This window comes from Planococcus kocurii, assembly GCF_001465835.2.
In the GTDB taxonomy this organism is placed as follows: Bacteria; Bacillota; Bacilli; order Bacillales_A; family Planococcaceae; genus Planococcus; species Planococcus kocurii.
Window position 1 is genome coordinate 3047816 of sequence record NZ_CP013661.2, and the last position, 18003, is coordinate 3065818.

The 18003-nt window shown below is 41.4% G+C and carries 16 protein-coding genes; all 16 read left to right on the plus strand.

Going from position 1 to position 18003, the window contains the following annotated elements; genetic code table 11:
- Window positions 1–93: 93 nt before the first annotated feature.
- Window positions 94–579 carry a ribosome maturation factor RimP gene (rimP, locus tag AUO94_RS14790; protein WP_058384951.1) on the plus strand — a complete coding sequence of 162 codons (486 nt, stop codon included), beginning with the start codon at window positions 94–96 and terminating at the stop codon, window positions 577–579.
- Between the two features lie 20 nt (window positions 580–599).
- Window positions 600–1727 (plus strand): transcription termination factor NusA, encoded by a 1128-nt coding sequence (nusA, locus tag AUO94_RS14795; protein WP_058384952.1) that lies wholly within the window; start codon window positions 600–602, stop codon window positions 1725–1727.
- A gap of 20 nt (window positions 1728–1747) precedes the next feature.
- Window positions 1748–2026: an RNase P modulator RnpM gene (gene rnpM / locus AUO94_RS14800; RefSeq protein ID WP_008430874.1), complete on the plus strand. Its 279-nt coding sequence runs from the start codon at window positions 1748–1750 to the stop codon at window positions 2024–2026.
- A complete protein-coding gene (locus AUO94_RS14805; RefSeq protein ID WP_058384953.1) occupies window positions 2026–2370 on the plus strand; it encodes a YlxQ family RNA-binding protein in 345 nt (114 codons plus the stop codon). Before rnpM ends, AUO94_RS14805 begins: the two co-directional genes overlap by 1 nt.
- Window positions 2348–4684: a translation initiation factor IF-2 gene (infB, locus tag AUO94_RS14810; RefSeq protein ID WP_058384954.1), complete on the plus strand. Its 2337-nt coding sequence runs from the start codon at window positions 2348–2350 to the stop codon at window positions 4682–4684. Before AUO94_RS14805 ends, infB begins: the two co-directional genes overlap by 23 nt.
- Entirely contained in the window at window positions 4681–4959 is a 279-nt protein-coding gene (locus AUO94_RS14815; protein ID WP_058384955.1) for a DUF503 domain-containing protein, read from the plus strand. Before infB ends, AUO94_RS14815 begins: the two co-directional genes overlap by 4 nt.
- A gap of 18 nt (window positions 4960–4977) precedes the next feature.
- Window positions 4978–5328 (plus strand): 30S ribosome-binding factor RbfA, encoded by a 351-nt coding sequence (gene rbfA, locus AUO94_RS14820; RefSeq protein ID WP_006828239.1) that lies wholly within the window; start codon window positions 4978–4980, stop codon window positions 5326–5328.
- 67 nt (window positions 5329–5395) lie between these two features.
- Window positions 5396–6325, plus strand: coding sequence for a tRNA pseudouridine(55) synthase TruB (gene truB / locus AUO94_RS14825; protein WP_058384956.1), 930 nt, complete (start codon window positions 5396–5398; stop codon window positions 6323–6325).
- 1 nt (window position 6326) lies between these two features.
- Complete coding sequence (gene ribF / locus AUO94_RS14830) at window positions 6327–7277, plus strand: riboflavin biosynthesis protein RibF (protein ID WP_058384957.1); 951 nt, start codon at window positions 6327–6329, stop codon at window positions 7275–7277.
- A gap of 135 nt (window positions 7278–7412) precedes the next feature.
- Window positions 7413–7682 (plus strand): 30S ribosomal protein S15, encoded by a 270-nt coding sequence (rpsO, locus tag AUO94_RS14835; protein ID WP_038704238.1) that lies wholly within the window; start codon window positions 7413–7415, stop codon window positions 7680–7682.
- 149 nt (window positions 7683–7831) lie between these two features.
- The gene (pnp, locus tag AUO94_RS14840; RefSeq protein ID WP_058384958.1) at window positions 7832–9949 is read left to right on the plus strand and encodes a polyribonucleotide nucleotidyltransferase; all 2118 of its coding nucleotides are present in this window, start codon (window positions 7832–7834) and stop codon (window positions 9947–9949) included.
- Window positions 9950–10012: 63 nt separating this feature from the next.
- Window positions 10013–11239, plus strand: coding sequence for a M16 family metallopeptidase (locus tag AUO94_RS14845; protein WP_058384959.1), 1227 nt, complete (start codon window positions 10013–10015; stop codon window positions 11237–11239).
- A 606-nt stretch (window positions 11240–11845) separates the two neighbouring features.
- Complete coding sequence (locus tag AUO94_RS14850; protein ID WP_082707557.1) at window positions 11846–12883, plus strand: aspartate-semialdehyde dehydrogenase; 1038 nt, start codon at window positions 11846–11848, stop codon at window positions 12881–12883.
- A 126-nt stretch (window positions 12884–13009) separates the two neighbouring features.
- Complete coding sequence (locus tag AUO94_RS14855) at window positions 13010–14677, plus strand: ribonuclease J (RefSeq protein WP_058384960.1); 1668 nt, start codon at window positions 13010–13012, stop codon at window positions 14675–14677.
- A gap of 78 nt (window positions 14678–14755) precedes the next feature.
- Window positions 14756–17092 carry an FtsK/SpoIIIE family DNA translocase gene (locus tag AUO94_RS14860; RefSeq protein WP_058384961.1) on the plus strand — a complete coding sequence of 779 codons (2337 nt, stop codon included), beginning with the start codon at window positions 14756–14758 and terminating at the stop codon, window positions 17090–17092.
- 175 nt (window positions 17093–17267) lie between these two features.
- Window positions 17268–17996: a GntR family transcriptional regulator gene (locus tag AUO94_RS14865; protein ID WP_058384962.1), complete on the plus strand. Its 729-nt coding sequence runs from the start codon at window positions 17268–17270 to the stop codon at window positions 17994–17996.
- Window positions 17997–18003 lie beyond the last annotated feature (7 nt).

Here is an 18003-nt window from a genome sequence, read left to right on the forward strand (position 1 = left end):
ATTGTAGTAACATTTATTGATAGCTCTGTCGCAGAAGAGTGGGTTCTCCCGCTCTTTTCTGTTTGTTTGGCATAAAATTGGCGGGAGGCTTATATGAGCAAAATTACAGAACAAATCGAGAAAATAGTACAACCCATTACCAGTGAATTAGCATTGGAACTTGTAGACGTGGAATTTTTAAAAGAAGGTCGCGACTGGTTTTTACGAGTATATGTGGATAATCCAGAAGCACCTATCGATATTGACCAATGCGCTTTAGTAAGCGAAAAGTTGAGCGAAATTTTGGATCAATTAGATCCGATTGAACAAAACTATTTCTTGGAAGTTTCATCTCCAGGTGCTGAACGTCCATTGAAGAAAGAAAAAGACTTTGAAAAAGCCCTTACTAAATTTATCTACATCAAAACCTATGAACCGGTTGAAGATGCTAAAGAGTTTGAAGGTTATTTAAAGTCCTACGATGATGAACAAGTAGAAATTGAAATTAAAATCAAAACACGCAGAAAAATAATTAATATCGCAAAAGACAAGATCGCAGTGATCCGTTTAGCCATTGATTTTTCTGTAAAACCTGATTGAAGAACCTGGGAGTGAATAAAATGAGCAGTGAGTTATTGGATGCTTTTGAAGTACTAGAGAAACAAAAAGGGATTTCACGTGAAGTCTTGATTGAAGCGATTGAAGCGGCATTAGTAACAGCATACAAACGGAATTTTAACCAAGCGCAGAATGTTCGTGTAGACTTGAACTTGAACACAGGAACAATGCTGGTTTATTCACGTAAAGATGTTGTAGAAGAAGTAGAAGATGAACGTCTTCACATCTCATTAGAAGATGCTAAAGTTATTAATCCAGCTTATGAACTAGGAGATATCGTGGAACAAGAAGTAACACCACGAAACTTCGGTCGTATTGCTGCACAGACAGCCAAACAAGTTGTTACTCAGCGCGTTCGTGAGGCTGAGCGTGGCTTAATCTTTGAAGAGTTTGTTGATCGTGCAGATGATATCGTAAACGGTATCGTTGAGCGTATGGACGCTCGTAATTTATACGTTGGACTTGGCAAGGTTGAAGCTGTGTTACCGCAGACAGAACAAATGCCAAATGAACATTACAAACCGCATGACCGCATTAAAGTGTACATCACGAAAGTAGAACGCACGACACGCGGACCACAAGTGTTTGTATCACGTACACATCCAGGACTACTGCGCCGTTTATTCGAAAACGAAGTGCCTGAAATTTATGATGGCATTGTTGAAATCAAATCAATTGCACGCGAAGCAGGAGATCGCTCGAAAATTTCCGTTTTTGCCCACCGTGATGATATTGATCCAGTAGGTTCGTGCGTTGGATCTAAAGGTGGTCGTGTTCAGACAATCGTTAACGAATTAAGTGGAGAAAAAATCGATATTGTAGAATGGTCAGAAGAACCGGTCGTTTTTGTAGCAAATGCGCTTAGCCCATCTAAAGTATTAGATGTACAAGTAAACGAAGAAGCAAAATCCACAACCGTTGTTGTGCCTGACTATCAACTATCTCTTGCTATCGGTAAACGTGGACAAAATGCCCGTTTAGCAGCGAAGTTAACAGGTTGGAAAATCGATATTAAAAGTGAAACAGATGCACGCGAACTAGGAATTTATCCAAACGAAAATTCTAGCATTGAACTAGTTGAATCTGGCGAAGAACTAGACGATTTTGATTTTTACGAAGAAAAAGAATAACGTAGAAAAGGTGATGTCCGTTGGCTCTGCAAAAGAAAATTCCATTACGGAAGTGTGTAGCTACAGGCGAGATGCATCCTAAAAAAGAAATGACCCGCGTTGTCCGTTCGAAAGAAGGCGAGGTATCCGTCGATTTGACAGGCAAAAAATCAGGACGCGGCGCATATCTTTCGAAATCGGAAGATGCCATCGCGACTGCCCGCAAAAAGAAAGTACTGGACAAGCAACTAGAAGTTAAAGTTCCAGACGAAATTTATGATGAGTTAATTCGCGTCGTTCTTAGAGAGCAGTTGAAATAATGAACAAACAAAAAATCCTTCAATTACTTGGATTAGCCACACGTGCAAGAATGACTATTTCAGGTGAAGAGATGTCCGTGAGTGAAGTTCGAAAAGGGAAAGCGAAATTAGTAATTATTTCTGAAGACGCTTCTGATAATACACACAAGAAGTTGCACGATAAATGTAAATCCAATGGAGTAGAACTCCGTGTTTTTGGATCCCGGTATGAATTGGGACATGCGATAGGTAAGGAAGAGCGAGTAGTAATTGCAATCACAGATTCTGGATTTGCAAAAAAACTAATCAGCTTAATTGAAGAAATTAATCGGGGGCGAGCAGATGACCAAAATTCGAGTACATGAATACGCGAAAAAAGTAGATAAGCCAAGTAAAGAAATTATCAATGAATTGTCAAAGCTTAATGTTAAAGTGCCAAACCATATGGCGACATTAGAAGATACAGATGTGACAAAGTTGGACGGCATTTACAAAAACGCTTCAGCTGGACAGCGCACACAAGCACCATCAAGCCCGTCACGTCCATCATCACAAGGCCCGTCACGTCCATCGGGAAGTCAATCCCGTCCGTCACAAGGCCAATCACGCCCATCACAAGGTGGACAATCCCGTCCGTCACAAGGCGGACAGTCACGCCCATCAGGACAAAGTCAATCCCGTCCGGCAGCAGCTCCTAGTCAAGGACAATCCCGTTCACAAGGGAATGGCCAACGACCAACAGCACCAGCCAAAACAGGATCAAACTTTACGCCAAAGGCAGCTAAACCAACAGCAGGTCCGGGTCAACGTTCTTCAGGTCGTCCTGGTGGTGGAAACCGTAACGGCTTCCAAAACCGTAACCGTAAAGGCAAACAGCAACAACCGGTAAATCCGTTGCCACCAATGCCTAAAAAAGAAAAAGAGTTACCAGCTAAAATTACTTTCAGTGAGTCATTGACAGTAGCTGAGCTGGCAAAAAAATTAGGACGCGAGCCGTCTGAAATTATTAAAAAATTATTCATGCTTGGTGCAATGGCTACCATTAACCAAGAATTGGATAAAGATACAATTGAATTAATTTGTGCTGAATATGAGGTTGAAGTAGAAGAAGAGATCTTGGTGGATAAAACCGATCTTGAAGTTTATTTTGAACCAGAAGATGAAAATCTTAATGAAGAGCGTCCACCAGTTGTCACAATTATGGGGCACGTTGACCATGGTAAAACAACTTTGCTGGATTCAATCCGCAACACGAAAGTGACTGCTGGAGAAGCAGGTGGAATTACGCAACATATTGGTGCTTACCAAGTAGTTGACAACGGCAAAAAAATCACGTTCCTGGACACTCCTGGACACGCAGCGTTTACAACAATGCGTGCGCGCGGAGCAAAAGTGACTGACATTGCGATTATCGTTGTAGCGGCTGATGATGGCGTTATGCCACAAACGGTAGAGGCGATTAACCATGCCAAAGCTGCAGAAGTTCCAATTATTATCGCAGTCAACAAAATGGATAAGCCAAGTGCAAATCCTGATCGTGTCATGCAAGAATTGACTGAACATGGACTAGTGGCAGAGGCTTGGGGTGGCGAAACAATCTTCGTTCCAATTTCTGCTTTAACTGGAGACGGCATCGATTCATTACTTGAAATGATCTTACTAGTTTCAGAAGTTGGCGAACTAAAAGCAAATCCCGCACGTCGTGCAATTGGTACAGTGATTGAAGCAGAGCTTGATAAAGGTCGCGGTTCTGTTGCAACTCTTCTAGTACAAGATGGAACATTAAAAGTTGGAGATCCGATTGTTGTCGGAAATACATTTGGTCGCGTTCGGGCAATGGTGTCTGATATTGGCCGCCGCGTAAAAGAAGCGGGACCATCAACACCAGTTGAAATTACCGGTTTGAATGATGTACCTCAAGCGGGTGACCGTTTTGTTGTCTTCGAAGATGAGAAAACTGCTCGTCAAGTGGGAGAAACACGTGCAACTTCAGCGCTTCAAGTTCAGCGTTCTGAGAAAACACGCGTTACACTTGATAACTTGTTTGATCAATTGAAACAAGGCGAAATGAAGGAGTTAAACTTGATCGTCAAAGCTGACGTTCAAGGAGCCGTTGAAGCAATGGCTGCATCTCTTCTTAAACTTGATGTAGAAGGCGTCAATGTGAAAATTATCCACACGGGTGCTGGTGCGATTACAGAATCTGATGTTTCATTGGCAGCTGCTTCAAACGCTATCGTTATTGGTTTTAACGTTCGTCCAGATGCAAACGCAAAACGTGCTGCTGATGCTGAAGGCGTGGACATCCGTTTACACCGCATTATCTATAAAGTAATTGAAGAAATCGAATTTGCTATGAAAGGATTGCTTGATCCTGAATTTGAAGAAAAAATTATCGGACAAGCAGAAATCCGTAGTACATTCAAAGTTTCTAAAGTCGGAACAATTGCCGGAAGCTATGTAACTGAAGGCAAGATCACGCGTGATAGCGGCGTCCGTGTCATTCGTGAAGGAATCGTTGTATTTGAAGGCGAAATCGATACGTTGAAACGTTTTAAAGACGACGCGAAAGAAGTAGCAAAAGGATACGAATGTGGGATCACAATTAAAAACTTCAATGATGTTAAAGAGTTAGACATTATCGAAGCGTATATTATGGAAGAAATCGTACGCAAATGATCCTGTATATGGAATGTGAATTTTTCATTCCAACTGCACATTCGTTAAAAGATAAACGGGCAGTAGTGAAGAGTATGCTGACCCGTAGCAAGCAAAAATTCAATGTTTCTACAGCAGAGATTGATCACCAAAATGTATGGCAGCGAACCCGCCTTGCTTTTGTTATTGTTTCTTCATCAAAAGAAGTGGCAGATAATGAAATGGCACAAGTTCTTTACTATTTGGAAAGCAATCCTGCATGGGAATGCTTGGAGTTTGAAAAAGAATATTTGTAAGAACGAGGTGGACCATCAATGACAATGCGCGCGAATCGTGTAGCTGAGCAGATGAAAAAAGAGCTTAGTGATATCATCAGTCGAAAACTGAAAGATCCACGTATCGGATTTGTCACTGTAACAGATGTTGAAGTTACAGGAGATCTCCAGCAGGCAACTGTATACATCAGCGTATTAGGCGAAGACCATGCAAAAGAACAGACATTGCTTGGGTTGACGAAGTCAAAAGGATTTATTCGCTCCGAAATTGGACAGCGGATCCGTCTCCGTAAAACTCCTGAATTGTCTTTTGAAATCGATTCATCGGTTGCGTACGGCAATCGAATTGATACGTTATTGCGTGGTATTCAAGAACCAAAAGAAGATTGAAATCAAAGCCTGCTGTCTATTGTAGATAGCAGGCTTTTTTTGGCATCAAGCAAAGGAGATCAACAAAATGGCGCTAAATGGAATTTTACCATTATGGAAAGAAAAAGGAATGACTTCCCATGATTGTGTTTTTAAACTCAGAAAAATTCTTCAAACAAAAAAAGTAGGACATACCGGCACACTAGACCCTGAAGTGGATGGGGTATTGCCGATTTGTATCGGAAACACGACCAAAGTGGCTGAATATATTACGGACCAAGGCAAGACCTATGAAGCTGAAGTGACAATTGGCTACTCAACAGATACAGAAGATGCTACAGGTGAAACAGTTGAGACAGATGCTTCTGAAAAAGTGATTACGCGAGCGCAAGTGGCAGAAGTTTTGCTGCAGCTGACCGGTAACATTAAACAAATTCCACCGATGTATTCAGCAGTCAAAGTAAATGGCAAAAAATTATACGAATATGCCCGTCAAGGAATTCCGGTTGAGCGACCTGAACGAATTGTGAGCATTGATTCGATTGAATTGCTTGATGACGATCAGCGATGGATCGGTGAAAAAATTAGCTTTAATATTCGCATCCGTTGTGGCAAAGGAACTTATATTCGGACATTGGCCGTGCAAATTGGGGAAGCGCTAGGTTATCCTGCGCATATGTCGAGACTAACACGCACAGAATCAGGGAAATTTAGTGAAAAAGATTGTGTAACACTTGCTGAAGTGGCTGAACTTGCTCAAAATGGGCATATGGATGATATTTTAAAACCGTTGAGTTATGGCCTAAGTGCGTTTCCGTTTTTGGAAATTGAACAGCAACAAGTTTTTGCTGTGAAAAATGGTCAAGTGTTAGCGCGCCACGCCATACTAGATGAAATGGGTTTTGTAGCTTTAACCTACAAGGGGCAGCCAGTGGCACTCTATAAAAATCACCCTGAAAAAGCGGATAAAATGAAACCTGAAAAAATGTTCGGTTTTCCGACAGCAGACGAGGTGTAATATGGAAATTATTCATTTGAATTACCCGAACCATGTAAAACCAGATAGTGAAACTGGACCAATCTCCCTGGCGTTAGGTTTTTTTGATGGTGTACATAAAGGACATCAACGCGTCATAGGAGAAGCCATCAAACAAGCTCACCAAAAAAATATAAAGTCAGCAGTCATGACTTTTGATCCTCATCCATCGCTTGTATTGGGCGGAAGAAAAGAAGAAGTCTTTTATATTACACCTATGCAGCAAAAAATGGATATCTTAGAGGAGATGGACGTGGATTATTGTTTTATCGTCCGCTTTACTTCTGAATTTGCTAAATTGACGCCACAGGAATTTATCGAAATTTTCGTTAAAAACCTTCAAGTAAAACACGTGACAGCTGGATTCGATTTTTCTTTTGGTAGCAAAGGAAAAGGCGATATGGCATTGATGAAACTAATGAGCAAGGGTCATTATGACGTAACCGTTGCGGAGAAGTTAGAAGAAAGTGACGAGAAAATCAGTTCGACCCGTATTCGTGAATTATTAAAGCAAGGCGAAACCGGAAAAGTATGCCAGTTGCTTGGTCGACCGTTCAGAGTTCTGGGTACTGTAGTTAATGGCGACAAGCGAGGCCGTACGATTGGATTTCCGACAGCTAACGTGGAGCCAGAGCTTGGTGCAATCGTACCGAGCCGCGGGGTCTATGCGGTGAAAATTCAGGTGCAAGGACAGCTATATAATGGTGTCTGCAATATTGGTTACAAGCCTACCTTCAATGATCCAGATGTAAAAAAACAAGTAATCGAGGTCCATATTCTTCATTTCGATAAATCCATTTACGGGGAAATGGTAGAAGTCGAGTGGTATGAACGGATCCGGGATGAGCAAAAATTTTCAGGGATTGACGAATTGAAAGCACAGATTCAATCGGATAAATTAACAGCTGAACAGTTTTTTGCAGGGACAAATTAACTCGTACGGTTGATTTTGAAAAAGTCTTATGCTATTATTTATGAGTACTGAAAGTACAAACCGTTGCTTGGCAATTCGAATCACCAACGTTTGCTCGGTAATAGGGGATATCAGAAATTAGGAGGTGGAAACAGTATGGCAATCACTCAAGAACGCAAAAATGAATTGATTAGCGAATACAAAGTGCACGACACAGATACTGGGTCTGCAGATATTCAAATCGCTATTCTTACAGAAGACATCAACAACTTGAATGAGCACTTACGTACTCACAAAAAAGATCATCACTCACGTCGTGGTCTATTCAAAATGGTTGGACGCCGTCGTAACTTGCTAAAATACTTACGTGAAAACGAAGTAGCTCGCTACCGCGAGTTAATCGCAAGACTTGGCCTACGCCGTTAATAGTAAACAGTAAAAGCGGGATTCGTCCCGCTTTTTCTTTATGGATTAAACTTTAATTTATCGCATCGCACATTGGATGCCTTTTTGATACACTACTAGTAGATACATACAGTATATAGATATACGGTAAGAGAGAGGAGCTCGATAATATGGAGCAAACAAAAAAAGTTTACACACTTGATTGGGCTGGCCGCGAGTTGCAAGTTGAGGTCGGTCAATTAGCAAAACAAGCAAACGGAGCAGCATTAATCCGTTATGGCGATACAGCAGTTTTATCTACGGCAACTGCATCAAAAACGCCGAAACCTTTAGATTTTTTCCCGTTGACTGTTAACTACGAAGAACGTCTTTACGCTGTCGGTAAAATTCCTGGTGGTTTCATTAAACGTGAAGGCCGTCCATCTGAAAAAGCGACGTTAACAAGTCGTTTAATCGATCGTCCGATCCGTCCACTATTCCCGGATGGTTTCCGTAACGAAGTCCAAGTGATTTCAATGGTTATGTCTGTCGATCAGGATTGCCCGTCAGAAATGGCTGCAATGTTCGGTTCTTCACTTGCATTAATGATCTCAGATATTCCTTTTGGTGGACCGATTGCTGGAGTCATTGTTGGGTTAATCGACGGACAATACATCATCAACCCAACAAATGAACAACTTGAGCAAAGCTCGATTAACTTGATCGTAGCTGGTACAAAAGATGCGATCAACATGGTTGAAGCAGGAGCAAAAGAAGTTTCTGAAGAAATCATTTTAGAAGCTATTATGTTCGGTCACGAAGAAATCAAGAAATTGATCGCTTTCCAAGAACAGATTGCTGCAGAAGTTGGTAAAGCAAAAACAGATATCAAATTGTATGAATTAGATGCAGAATTGACATCTTCTATTAAAGAAGCTGTGGAAACTGACTTAAACGCTGCTGTTCAAATTAACGAAAAACAAGCGCGCAACGAAGCAATAGATGAAGTTAAAGCACGTGCAATGGCTGCATATGAAGAGTCAGAAGATGCAGTTAAGAAGCAAGCTGGCCAAATTCTTGATAAAATGGTCAAAGAAGAAGTTCGCCGCCTAATTACAGACGAAAAAATTCGTCCGGATGGCCGTGGACCTTCTGAAATTCGTCCATTGTCTTCTGAAGTCGGTGTTCTTAACCGCACACACGGCTCAGGATTATTTACTCGTGGACAAACGCAAGCGATGAGTATTTGTACACTAGGTGCATTAGGCGATGTTCAAATTATTGATGGCCTTGGCATTGAAGATACAAAACGCTTTATGCATCATTACAACTTCCCGTTGTTCTCGGTTGGTGAAACTGGATTCCTTCGTGGACCAGGACGCCGCGAAATCGGTCACGGGGCACTTGGTGAACGTGCATTAGAAGCGGTTATTCCAAACGAAAAAGATTTCCCTTACACAATTCGTCTTGTTGCAGAAGTACTTGAATCGAATGGTTCAACTTCACAAGCAAGTATTTGTGCGTCAACACTTGCGATGATGGATGCAGGTGTACCTTTAACTGCTCCAGTTGCAGGTATTGCAATGGGTCTAGTGAAAAAAGGCGAAAACTATACCGTTCTTTCTGACATTCAAGGAATGGAAGATTATCTTGGCGATATGGACTTTAAAGTAGCGGGTACTGCAAAAGGCATTACTGCTCTTCAAATGGACATTAAAATCGATGGTCTTTCTCGTGAAATTCTGGAAGAGGCATTGGCACAAGCTCAAATCGGTCGTATTCATATTCTGGAATCCATGCTTGCGACGATTGCTGAACCAAGAACAACTCTTTCTAAATATGCACCGAAAATTATCATGGTGAAGATCAACCCAGACAAGATCCGCGATGTTATTGGACCTGGTGGTAAAGTGATCAACAAAATCATTGATGAAACGGGCGTTAAGATTGATACCGAACAAAACGGTACAATCTTCATTTCATCTGTTGATGAAGAAATGAACGCGAAAGCGAAAGCAATGATTGAAAACATCGTTCGCGAGGCGAAAGTCGGCGAATATTACGAAGGCAAAGTGAAGCGAATTGAGAAGTTCGGTGCATTTGTTGAATTGTTCCCTGGCAAAGACGGTCTTCTTCATATTTCTGAAATCCAAGAAGAACGGACCAAAGAAGTAGAAGACGTTTTGAAAATGGATCAAATCATTCAAGTCAAAGTAATTGAAATTGACCGTCAAGGCCGTGTAAACTTGTCACGTAAGATTGTTTTAAAAGAACAAAAAGAAGCTGCTGAAAAACAAGACCAAGAATAAAGTTAACCATACGGAAATTGCCGACTTTGTCGGCAATTTTTTACTATGAGGAGGAACATGCACATGGTGACTACACAGACTTGCAAAAATGGATTGCGCATTGTTTCCGAACATATCCCGCATTTTCATTCTATCGCAATGGGTGTCTTTGTGAACAACGGATCCCGAGACGAATTGCCAGAAGAAAATGGCATTACCCATTTTATCGAACATATGCTGTTTAAAGGTACGGAGTCACGAACAGCTAAAGAAATTGCTCGTGAATTTGATCGTATTGGCGGCGACATCAACGCTTATACCTCAAAAGAATATACATGCTACTATGCCAAAGTATTAGATCATCATGCAGAACACGCAGTAACCGTGCTAGCAGATATGTTTTTCCACTCACAAATGGACCCTGAAGAGTTTGATAAAGAACGTCAAGTTATTCTTGAAGAAATCAGCATGACAGAAGATATGCCTGACGATGATGTTCATGAGCAACTTTGGCGTGTGATGTATCCCGAAAATTCCATTGGTGCACCCATACTTGGAACTGCTGAAACATTAGCAAAATTTACACCAGAGAAAATTCGCGATTATATGGACCGCCACTACACACCAGCGAATACTGTAGTGTCAGTAGCAGGTAATATTACTCCGGCCTTAATTGAGAAGATTGAAACGTTATTTGGGCTTTTTGAAAAAGAAGAAAGCCCTAAAAAGTATGAACTTCCTAATTTCACGTCTGGCTATTCCTTAAAAAATAAAGAAACGGAACAAGGTCATTTATGCCTTGGTTATCCGGGCTTATCTTTAAACGATCCAGATATTTATAACATTACAGTGTTAAACAATATTATCGGGGGATCTATGTCTTCGAGACTGTTCCAAGAAATTAGAGAACAACGGGGTTTAGCTTACTCTATTTTCTCTTATCATTCGGCATATTCCGACCACGGAACTTTGGCGATTTACGGAGGAACTTCAGATGAGCAAATGGCTGAAATGCAACAAGTCATTTTAAGCTTACTTAAAGAATTAAAAAATGGTGGTATTACAGAACAAGAGGTCACAGACTCTAAAGAACAGTTAAAAGGCAGTTTGATGCTTGGGCTTGAAAGTACGAGCGCACGCATGAGCCGCAATGGCAGACATGAATTGCTGCTAGGAAAACATCAAACTTACGAAGAAGTGTTAACACAAATTGACCAAGTATCACTCGAAAAAGTAGTGGACCTGTTAGAAATTCTGATAGAAGCACCCGCTGTTTCTATTATTCGTCCGAAAGAAGCTTCCTTAGTTTAAGTAAGCTTCAGCTTGTAGACAAAAGAATAGTTACTCATTTTTTGTATGCATGTGGGATTCTCCGCACCTAGTGGACGCTTTCCGCGGACTCCGCGCTGAGCCTCCTCGTCGCAAGCTCCTGCGGGGTCTCATCCCTTCGTTTTTCCGCAGGAAAGTCAGTGACCGAAGGGACTTCGGGCAGTGGCTTTGCGACGAAGCTAGCGCAGCGATGCAGGAGCATATCTTTGCCCTTCGTCACTAGGTGCTCCGAATCCTAGAGTGAGTAGGCAAAAAGCTTTTAACACGTTATTTATACGGTGAAGCGCACTAAAGAATCTCACGTTGTTCGTAGTAAGAAGCCTTCAACTGGGCTGGTCCACGAAGACTCCTGTGGGACAGCGAAAGCTGAAGACCCCGCAGGAACGTCAGTGACGAGGAGGCTGAAGCTGAGCCCACGGAAAGCGAAGTGGCCAGCCCAGTTGGAAATTATGCATTACTATTCAGTTTAATAAGACTTTGTCTACAGTCTGAAGCTTCTTTAGTTTAAGGAAGCTTTTTTGTGTTTTCTATTCCTTTAGCAGACTAAATTATGTTACAATAATTCAAATCATCATTGAAGGAGCGAATATTGTGAAAACGTATAACGTAGCAATTATGGGAGCAACTGGAGCAGTTGGCCAGCAAATGAAAGAGCAATTGGAAAAACGGGATTTCCCGATAAAAGATATTGTCTTTTTGTCTTCGAGCCGTTCTGCCGGAAAAGAAATTGAGTTTAAAGGGAAAACTTTTACAGTTCAAGAAGCGAAACCTGAATCGTTTAAAGGGATAGACATTGCATTGTTCAGCGCAGGTGGCAGTATTTCAGAGAAATTTGCACCTGAAGCCGTTAAACGAGGAGCGATTGTTATTGATAACACCAGCGCATTCCGAATGGACAAAGACGTGCCATTAGTTGTGCCAGAGGTAAACAAAAGCGATCTGGGTCTTCACAAAGGAATCATTGCCAATCCAAACTGTTCAACGATCCAAATGGTTTGTGCGTTGCAACCGTTAAAAGAACAGTTTGGAATGACCAAAGTTGTAGTTTCGACTTATCAAGCTGTTTCTGGAGCAGGCATCGGTGCAATTAACGAATTAAAAGCACAGGCAGCTGATTTTGACCACGCAAAAGATGCACAAGCCGAAATGCTACCAGTTAAATCGGCAAAAAATCATTACCCGATTGCCTTTAATGTGATTCCCCAGATTGATCAATTTGCTGATAATGGTTATACATTAGAAGAAATGAAAATGATCAATGAAACTAAAAAAATTATGCATGACGATTCTTTAGCCGTAGCAGCCACGTGTGTACGTCTGCCAGTAGTCACAGGCCACTCCGAATCAGTGTATGTAGAACTATCGCGTGCAGCGACTATCGCACAGGTTAAACAAGCGATTAAAGACGCACCAGGTGTTGAATTGATGGATGACCCATCAAATCAAATTTATCCCATGCCATTAATGGCTGCGGGCCTAGACGAAGTGTTTGTCGGACGTATTCGTCAGGATTTAGACAATCCAAATGGCTTTCATTTGTGGATAGTTGCAGACAATCTAGTTAAAGGGGCAGCCTTGAATTCTGTTCAGATTGCTGAAGCGCTAATCGAAGAAAATGTTATTTGATAGAAGTTACAGACCCCTAAAACAAGCCGATCATCCTCGGTTTGTTTTTTTCTTTGGACTGTTTCCGGTCATTCCCGTATAATGAAGTCTATGGATGCGTACGGGTGAATTTTAGGAGGAAATAAATTGAGTAAAATTAAAAATGAAGTAATAAGAGTTATCCCTTTAGGCGGCGTCGGCGAAATCGGCAAAGCAATGTATGTAATAGAAATTGATGAAGATTTATTTGTTGTAGATAGCGGATTGATGTTCCCAGAAGATGAGATGCTGGGTGTTGACATCGTCATTCCGGATATGACATTCCTAGAAGAGAACAAAGACCGTGTAAAGGGAGTTTTTCTGACTCACGGTCATGAAGATGCGATTGGATCAATCGCTTATCTAATGAAAAAGATTCAAGCACCAGTTTATGGATCGAAATTAACAATTGCGTTAGCTAAAGAACATATTAAAGAACAAGGCTCTTTAAAACATGTGAAGTTTTTTGAAGTGACCAATAAAAGCCGGATGAACTTTGATAAAACACATGTAACGTTTTTCCATACGACACATAGTATTCCTGATGCACTTGGAATCGTCTTCCACACATCAGAAGGTGCCATTGTGCATACGGGTGAATTTAAATTTGATCAGTCGGCTAAAGGAAGTTACAAGCCAGATATCGCAAAAATGGCGAAACTTGGAGAAGACGGCGTTTTAATGCTGTTGTCTGATTCAACTGAAGCTGAGCGTCCAGGGTACACAACTTCTGAAATCGTGGTTGCTGATCATATTTTATCAGCATTCCTAGCTGCAGAAGGGCGTGTACTGGTATCTCTGTATTCATCAAACTTTATTCGTATTCAGCAAGTATTTGATAGCGCAGCAACTACAGGTAAAAAAGTAGCGGTAGCTGGTAGAAGTCTTGAAAATAGTTATGAAGTTGGATTGCGTCTTGGCTATTTGACCGTTCATGAAGATGTTGTAATCTCCTTAAAAGATTTGGAAAACTACCGTGATGACGAAGTTGTGATTATCGTTACAGGTAACCAAGGCGAACCACTGGAAGCCTTGGACAAAATGGTTCGTAAACAACACAAAGACGTTAAAATTAAAGAAACCGACACAGTATTAATTACATTCACACCATCACCCGGTATGGAAGTTCCTATGTTCCAAACAATGAACAAACTGGCAAAAGCCGGTGCAAACGTATTAACTGCAAGTAAGAAAGTCCACGTCTCAGGACATGGTAGTCAAGAAGACTTGAAAATGATGCTCAATATGATGAAGCCTAAGTATTTCATTCCGATTCAAGGTGAATACAAAATGCTAATCGCGCACTCTAAATTAGCTCAACAAGTTGGGTTGCATAAGTCTGAGATCTTTATTGCTGACAAAGGGGACATCGTCGAATACAAAGGCGGCAAAGTTCGGATGAGTGGACGTGTTACTGCTGGAAACGTCTTAATCGATGGAATCGGCATTGGCGACGTAGGAAACATCGTTCTACGTGATCGTAAATTATTGTCGCAAGATGGTATTTTTATCGTCGTGGTTACGTTAAACCGCAAAGAAAAGAAAATTGCATCGGGTCCGGAAATGATTTCACGCGGCTTTGTCTATGTTCGTGAATCAGAGGAATTGATGGAAGAATCGACAAGACTTGTTCGAAAAGTCGTTGAAAAATACGTTACGAGAGACGCATTCGAGTGGAACAATATTAAACAAGAAATTCGTGATACATTGAATTCTTACTTGTTCCAACAAACAAAACGTCGTCCAATGATTATCCCAATTATTATGGAATACTAAGAAAAAAGTAGAAGGATTTCCATACCGATTTAATCGGCGGAAATCCTTTTTCGATTATGAAAGAAATGAGGGATTGCAATGAACAGGGCTCGTGCAACGACGAAAGCGAAATCCAAAGCGAGAGCAAAAGTAAAACCTAAAACAAAGTCTAAAAATAGAAAGAGACAGCCCATGCCAATGATTGCTTATGAAGTGATTGGCTTAGTATTAGTAGGGGTTGCGATATTGATGACATTCCAGCTCGGGGTTATTGGCAAAATGTTTTACAATATGGCCGAGTTTTTAGTGGGCTATATGGCCTTTCTACTACCGTTAGTGCTTATCTATCTGGCGATTTATGTGATGGTCAAGCGGAAATGGCCAAAGCCAAGAATGAAAGTGGCATTTGGTTCTGCATTTGTCTTAATTGGTATTTTGCTAATCTGTCATTTAATCTGGGCAGCTGGCACTATTTTGCCGATTACTTCATCAAATGTCATCGATGAAACAATTCGTACAACAAAAATGACGGGCACTATTTGGAATAGTTATTTGGCAACTGGAGGTGGCCTCATTGGTGCGCTGTTGTACGCACTCTTGCATGTGTTAGTTGATACAGCTGGCACATGGATTGTCGCAATTATTTTACTGTCGATCGGGGCGATTATTTTAACGGGAAAAGCAGCCGCACCGTTTATTGCAGAAAAAATACCGAGTGCGCGTCCGGCTATCGATGCGTTAATGAATCGTTTCCAACAGGCCAAACCCAAAAAAGTACGCACTCCGCGTAAAAAGTCGGAGCCTGAACAAGTAGTAGAAATCAATGAATCATTGGCTTATGAAGAAGAGGATGAACAAGAAGATCTTCTATACCGACCAAAACAACAAGAGCCGATTATTTCAGCCTTTACCGAAAATGTGAAACCGAGACAGACCGAGGCACCACAACAGCCTGCTAAGGAAATGAAAACAGAAGACGTTCAGTTACTATCGACGGCAGAAGAACTAGAAAATGAAGAATATCAGCTGCCGCCTCTTAGCTTGTTGACCCTGCCGCCGCATCACGACCAAAGCGGAGAATATTCAGGCATACAAAAAAATGCTAAAAAACTCGAAAAAACGTTCCAAAGTTTTGGTGTGCGGGCAAAAGTGACACAAGTGCATTTAGGACCAGCAGTGACAAAATATGAGGTGTTGCCGGATACCGGTGTGAAAGTAAGTAAAATAGTTAGTTTGCATGATGATTTGGCGTTAGCTTTAGCTGCACGTGATATTCGAATTGAAGCACCCATTCCAGGTAAATCAGCAATCGGTATCGAAGTGCCAAACTCGGAAGTTTCAATAGTTAGCTTGCGTGAAGTATTAGAATCAGAAGAGAACAACAAGCCGGATGCCAAACTATTATTCGCTTTAGGCAGAGATGTGACAGGACAAGCGGTGATGACCGAATTAAATAAAATGCCACATCTACTAGTTGCTGGTTCGACGGGTAGCGGGAAATCGGTGTGCATTAACGGCATTATCACAAGTATTATTATGCGCGCTAAGCCCCATGAAGTGAAAATGATGATGATCGATCCGAAAATGGTCGAATTGAACGTTTATAATGGGATTCCGCATCTGTTAGCGCCTGTGGTAACGGATCCACGAAAAGCAGCACAAGCGTTAAAGAAAATCGTCTCGGAAATGGAAAGAAGATATGAACTCTTTTCACATACAGGGACACGTAATATTGAAGGCTATAACGAATATGTTCGTGTTTTCAATGAGGAAAATGAAGACAAGCATCCGAAATTACCCTTTATTGTAGTCATCGTCGACGAATTAGCGGATTTGATGATGGTTGCTTCAAATGAAGTAGAAGATGCGATTACACGTCTAGCACAGATGGCGCGCGCTGCTGGGATTCACTTAATCATAGCGACACAGCGTCCAAGTGTTAACGTCATTACAGGCGTTATTAAGGCGAATATTCCGTCGCGTATTGCTTTTGCGGTGTCCTCATCTATTGATTCGCGAACAATTCTCGATATGGGTGGAGCTGAGAAATTACTTGGACGTGGAGATATGCTCTTTCTTGGAGCGGGTCAATCAAAACCTGTGCGCGTTCAAGGGGCATTTTTATCGGATTCAGAAGTTGAAAAAATTGTTGACTTTGTTATTGAACAGCAAAAGGCCCAATACCAAGAAGATATGATTCCGAGTGAAATCGATGAAACGAAAATAGATGAAGAAACAGATGAAATTTATGATGATGCCGTGCAACTCGTTACAGAAATGCAGACAGCATCCGTGTCAATGTTGCAGCGCCGCTTCCGTGTCGGCTATTCTCGAGCCGCTAGAATTATAGACCAAATGGAGCAGCGTGGTGTGGTTGGACCTTATGAAGGTAGTAAGCCACGGACTGTATTAGTTCCAAAGCAGGAAGAATATTGAAGTATTCGAAGGTTTTTGTGATAAAATGATCACTATTTAAGATGGCTGTGATGCGAAAATTCGCTGAATTCGACAAATTGCTATTTATTTCGTATCTAATAAGTGGTATAGTAATTTTGATTAGTAGGAATGTTTTACATCAGATGTCTGATCTCTATCATAGGTGGTGAATCGGATGACCATTAAATCAGATCATCGTGCATTGTATCTTCAAGTGATTGATCGAATGAAGCAGGATATTGCTGCAGGCGTCTACAAAGAAAAAGAGAAGTTGCCGTCGGAATTTGAATTGTCAAAAACACTTGGAGTCAGCCGTGCGACTTTGCGAGAAGCGCTACGGTTGTTGGAAGAAGATAATATTATCATCAGACGCCACGGAGTTGGAACATTTGTCAATTCAAAACCCCTATTTTCTTCAGGGATTGAACAATTGACAAGTGTTTCCGATATGATCCGTCAGGCAGGAATGGAACCCGGCGCAATCTACTTGAGCACGTCGGAGAACCTTTCTTCTGAAGAAGATATGAAGCGCTTTCACTGCACCGCCGACGATACTGTTATTACGATTGAACGCGTTCGTACGGCAAATGGAGATCCAGTCGTCTATTGCATAGACAAGGTTCCTGCTGCGTATTTGCCTACAGATTTTTTAGGACGTACTGAAAGTTCCATTTTTAAGGCGATTGAAGAAACAGGGGACATTCATATTTCCTATGCGGTAACGTTTATCGATCCGACTGGTTATCATGAAGAGGCTTCGCCAATTTTAGAATGTGAACCGGAAACAGCATTACTTGTTTTAAAACAGCTCCACTACGATGAGGACGATCGATTGGTGCTTTATTCAAAGAATTACTTTAGAGCTGATAAATTCAGTTTCCATGTAGTTCGAAAACGTGTGTAAAACAGCA

Bases quoted from the DNA above. Each gene is read 5' to 3' on its own strand.
- rimP (WP_058384951.1), top strand. From the start codon at position 94: ATGAGCAAAATTACAGAACAAATCGAGAAAATAGTACAACCCATTACC.
- nusA (WP_058384952.1), top strand. From the start codon at position 600: ATGAGCAGTGAGTTATTGGATGCTTTTGAAGTACTAGAGAAACAAAAA.
- AUO94_RS14805 (WP_058384953.1), top strand. From the start codon at position 2,026: ATGAACAAACAAAAAATCCTTCAATTACTTGGATTAGCCACACGTGCA.
- infB (WP_058384954.1), top strand. From the start codon at position 2,348: ATGACCAAAATTCGAGTACATGAATACGCGAAAAAAGTAGATAAGCCA.
- AUO94_RS14815 (WP_058384955.1), top strand. From the start codon at position 4,681: ATGATCCTGTATATGGAATGTGAATTTTTCATTCCAACTGCACATTCG.
- rbfA (WP_006828239.1), top strand. From the start codon at position 4,978: ATGACAATGCGCGCGAATCGTGTAGCTGAGCAGATGAAAAAAGAGCTT.
- truB (WP_058384956.1), top strand. From the start codon at position 5,396: ATGGCGCTAAATGGAATTTTACCATTATGGAAAGAAAAAGGAATGACT.
- ribF (WP_058384957.1), top strand. From the start codon at position 6,327: ATGGAAATTATTCATTTGAATTACCCGAACCATGTAAAACCAGATAGT.
- rpsO (WP_038704238.1), top strand. From the start codon at position 7,413: ATGGCAATCACTCAAGAACGCAAAAATGAATTGATTAGCGAATACAAA.
- pnp (WP_058384958.1), top strand. From the start codon at position 7,832: ATGGAGCAAACAAAAAAAGTTTACACACTTGATTGGGCTGGCCGCGAG.
- AUO94_RS14845 (WP_058384959.1), top strand. From the start codon at position 10,013: ATGGTGACTACACAGACTTGCAAAAATGGATTGCGCATTGTTTCCGAA.
- AUO94_RS14860 (WP_058384961.1), top strand. From the start codon at position 14,756: ATGAACAGGGCTCGTGCAACGACGAAAGCGAAATCCAAAGCGAGAGCA.
- AUO94_RS14865 (WP_058384962.1), top strand. From the start codon at position 17,268: ATGACCATTAAATCAGATCATCGTGCATTGTATCTTCAAGTGATTGAT.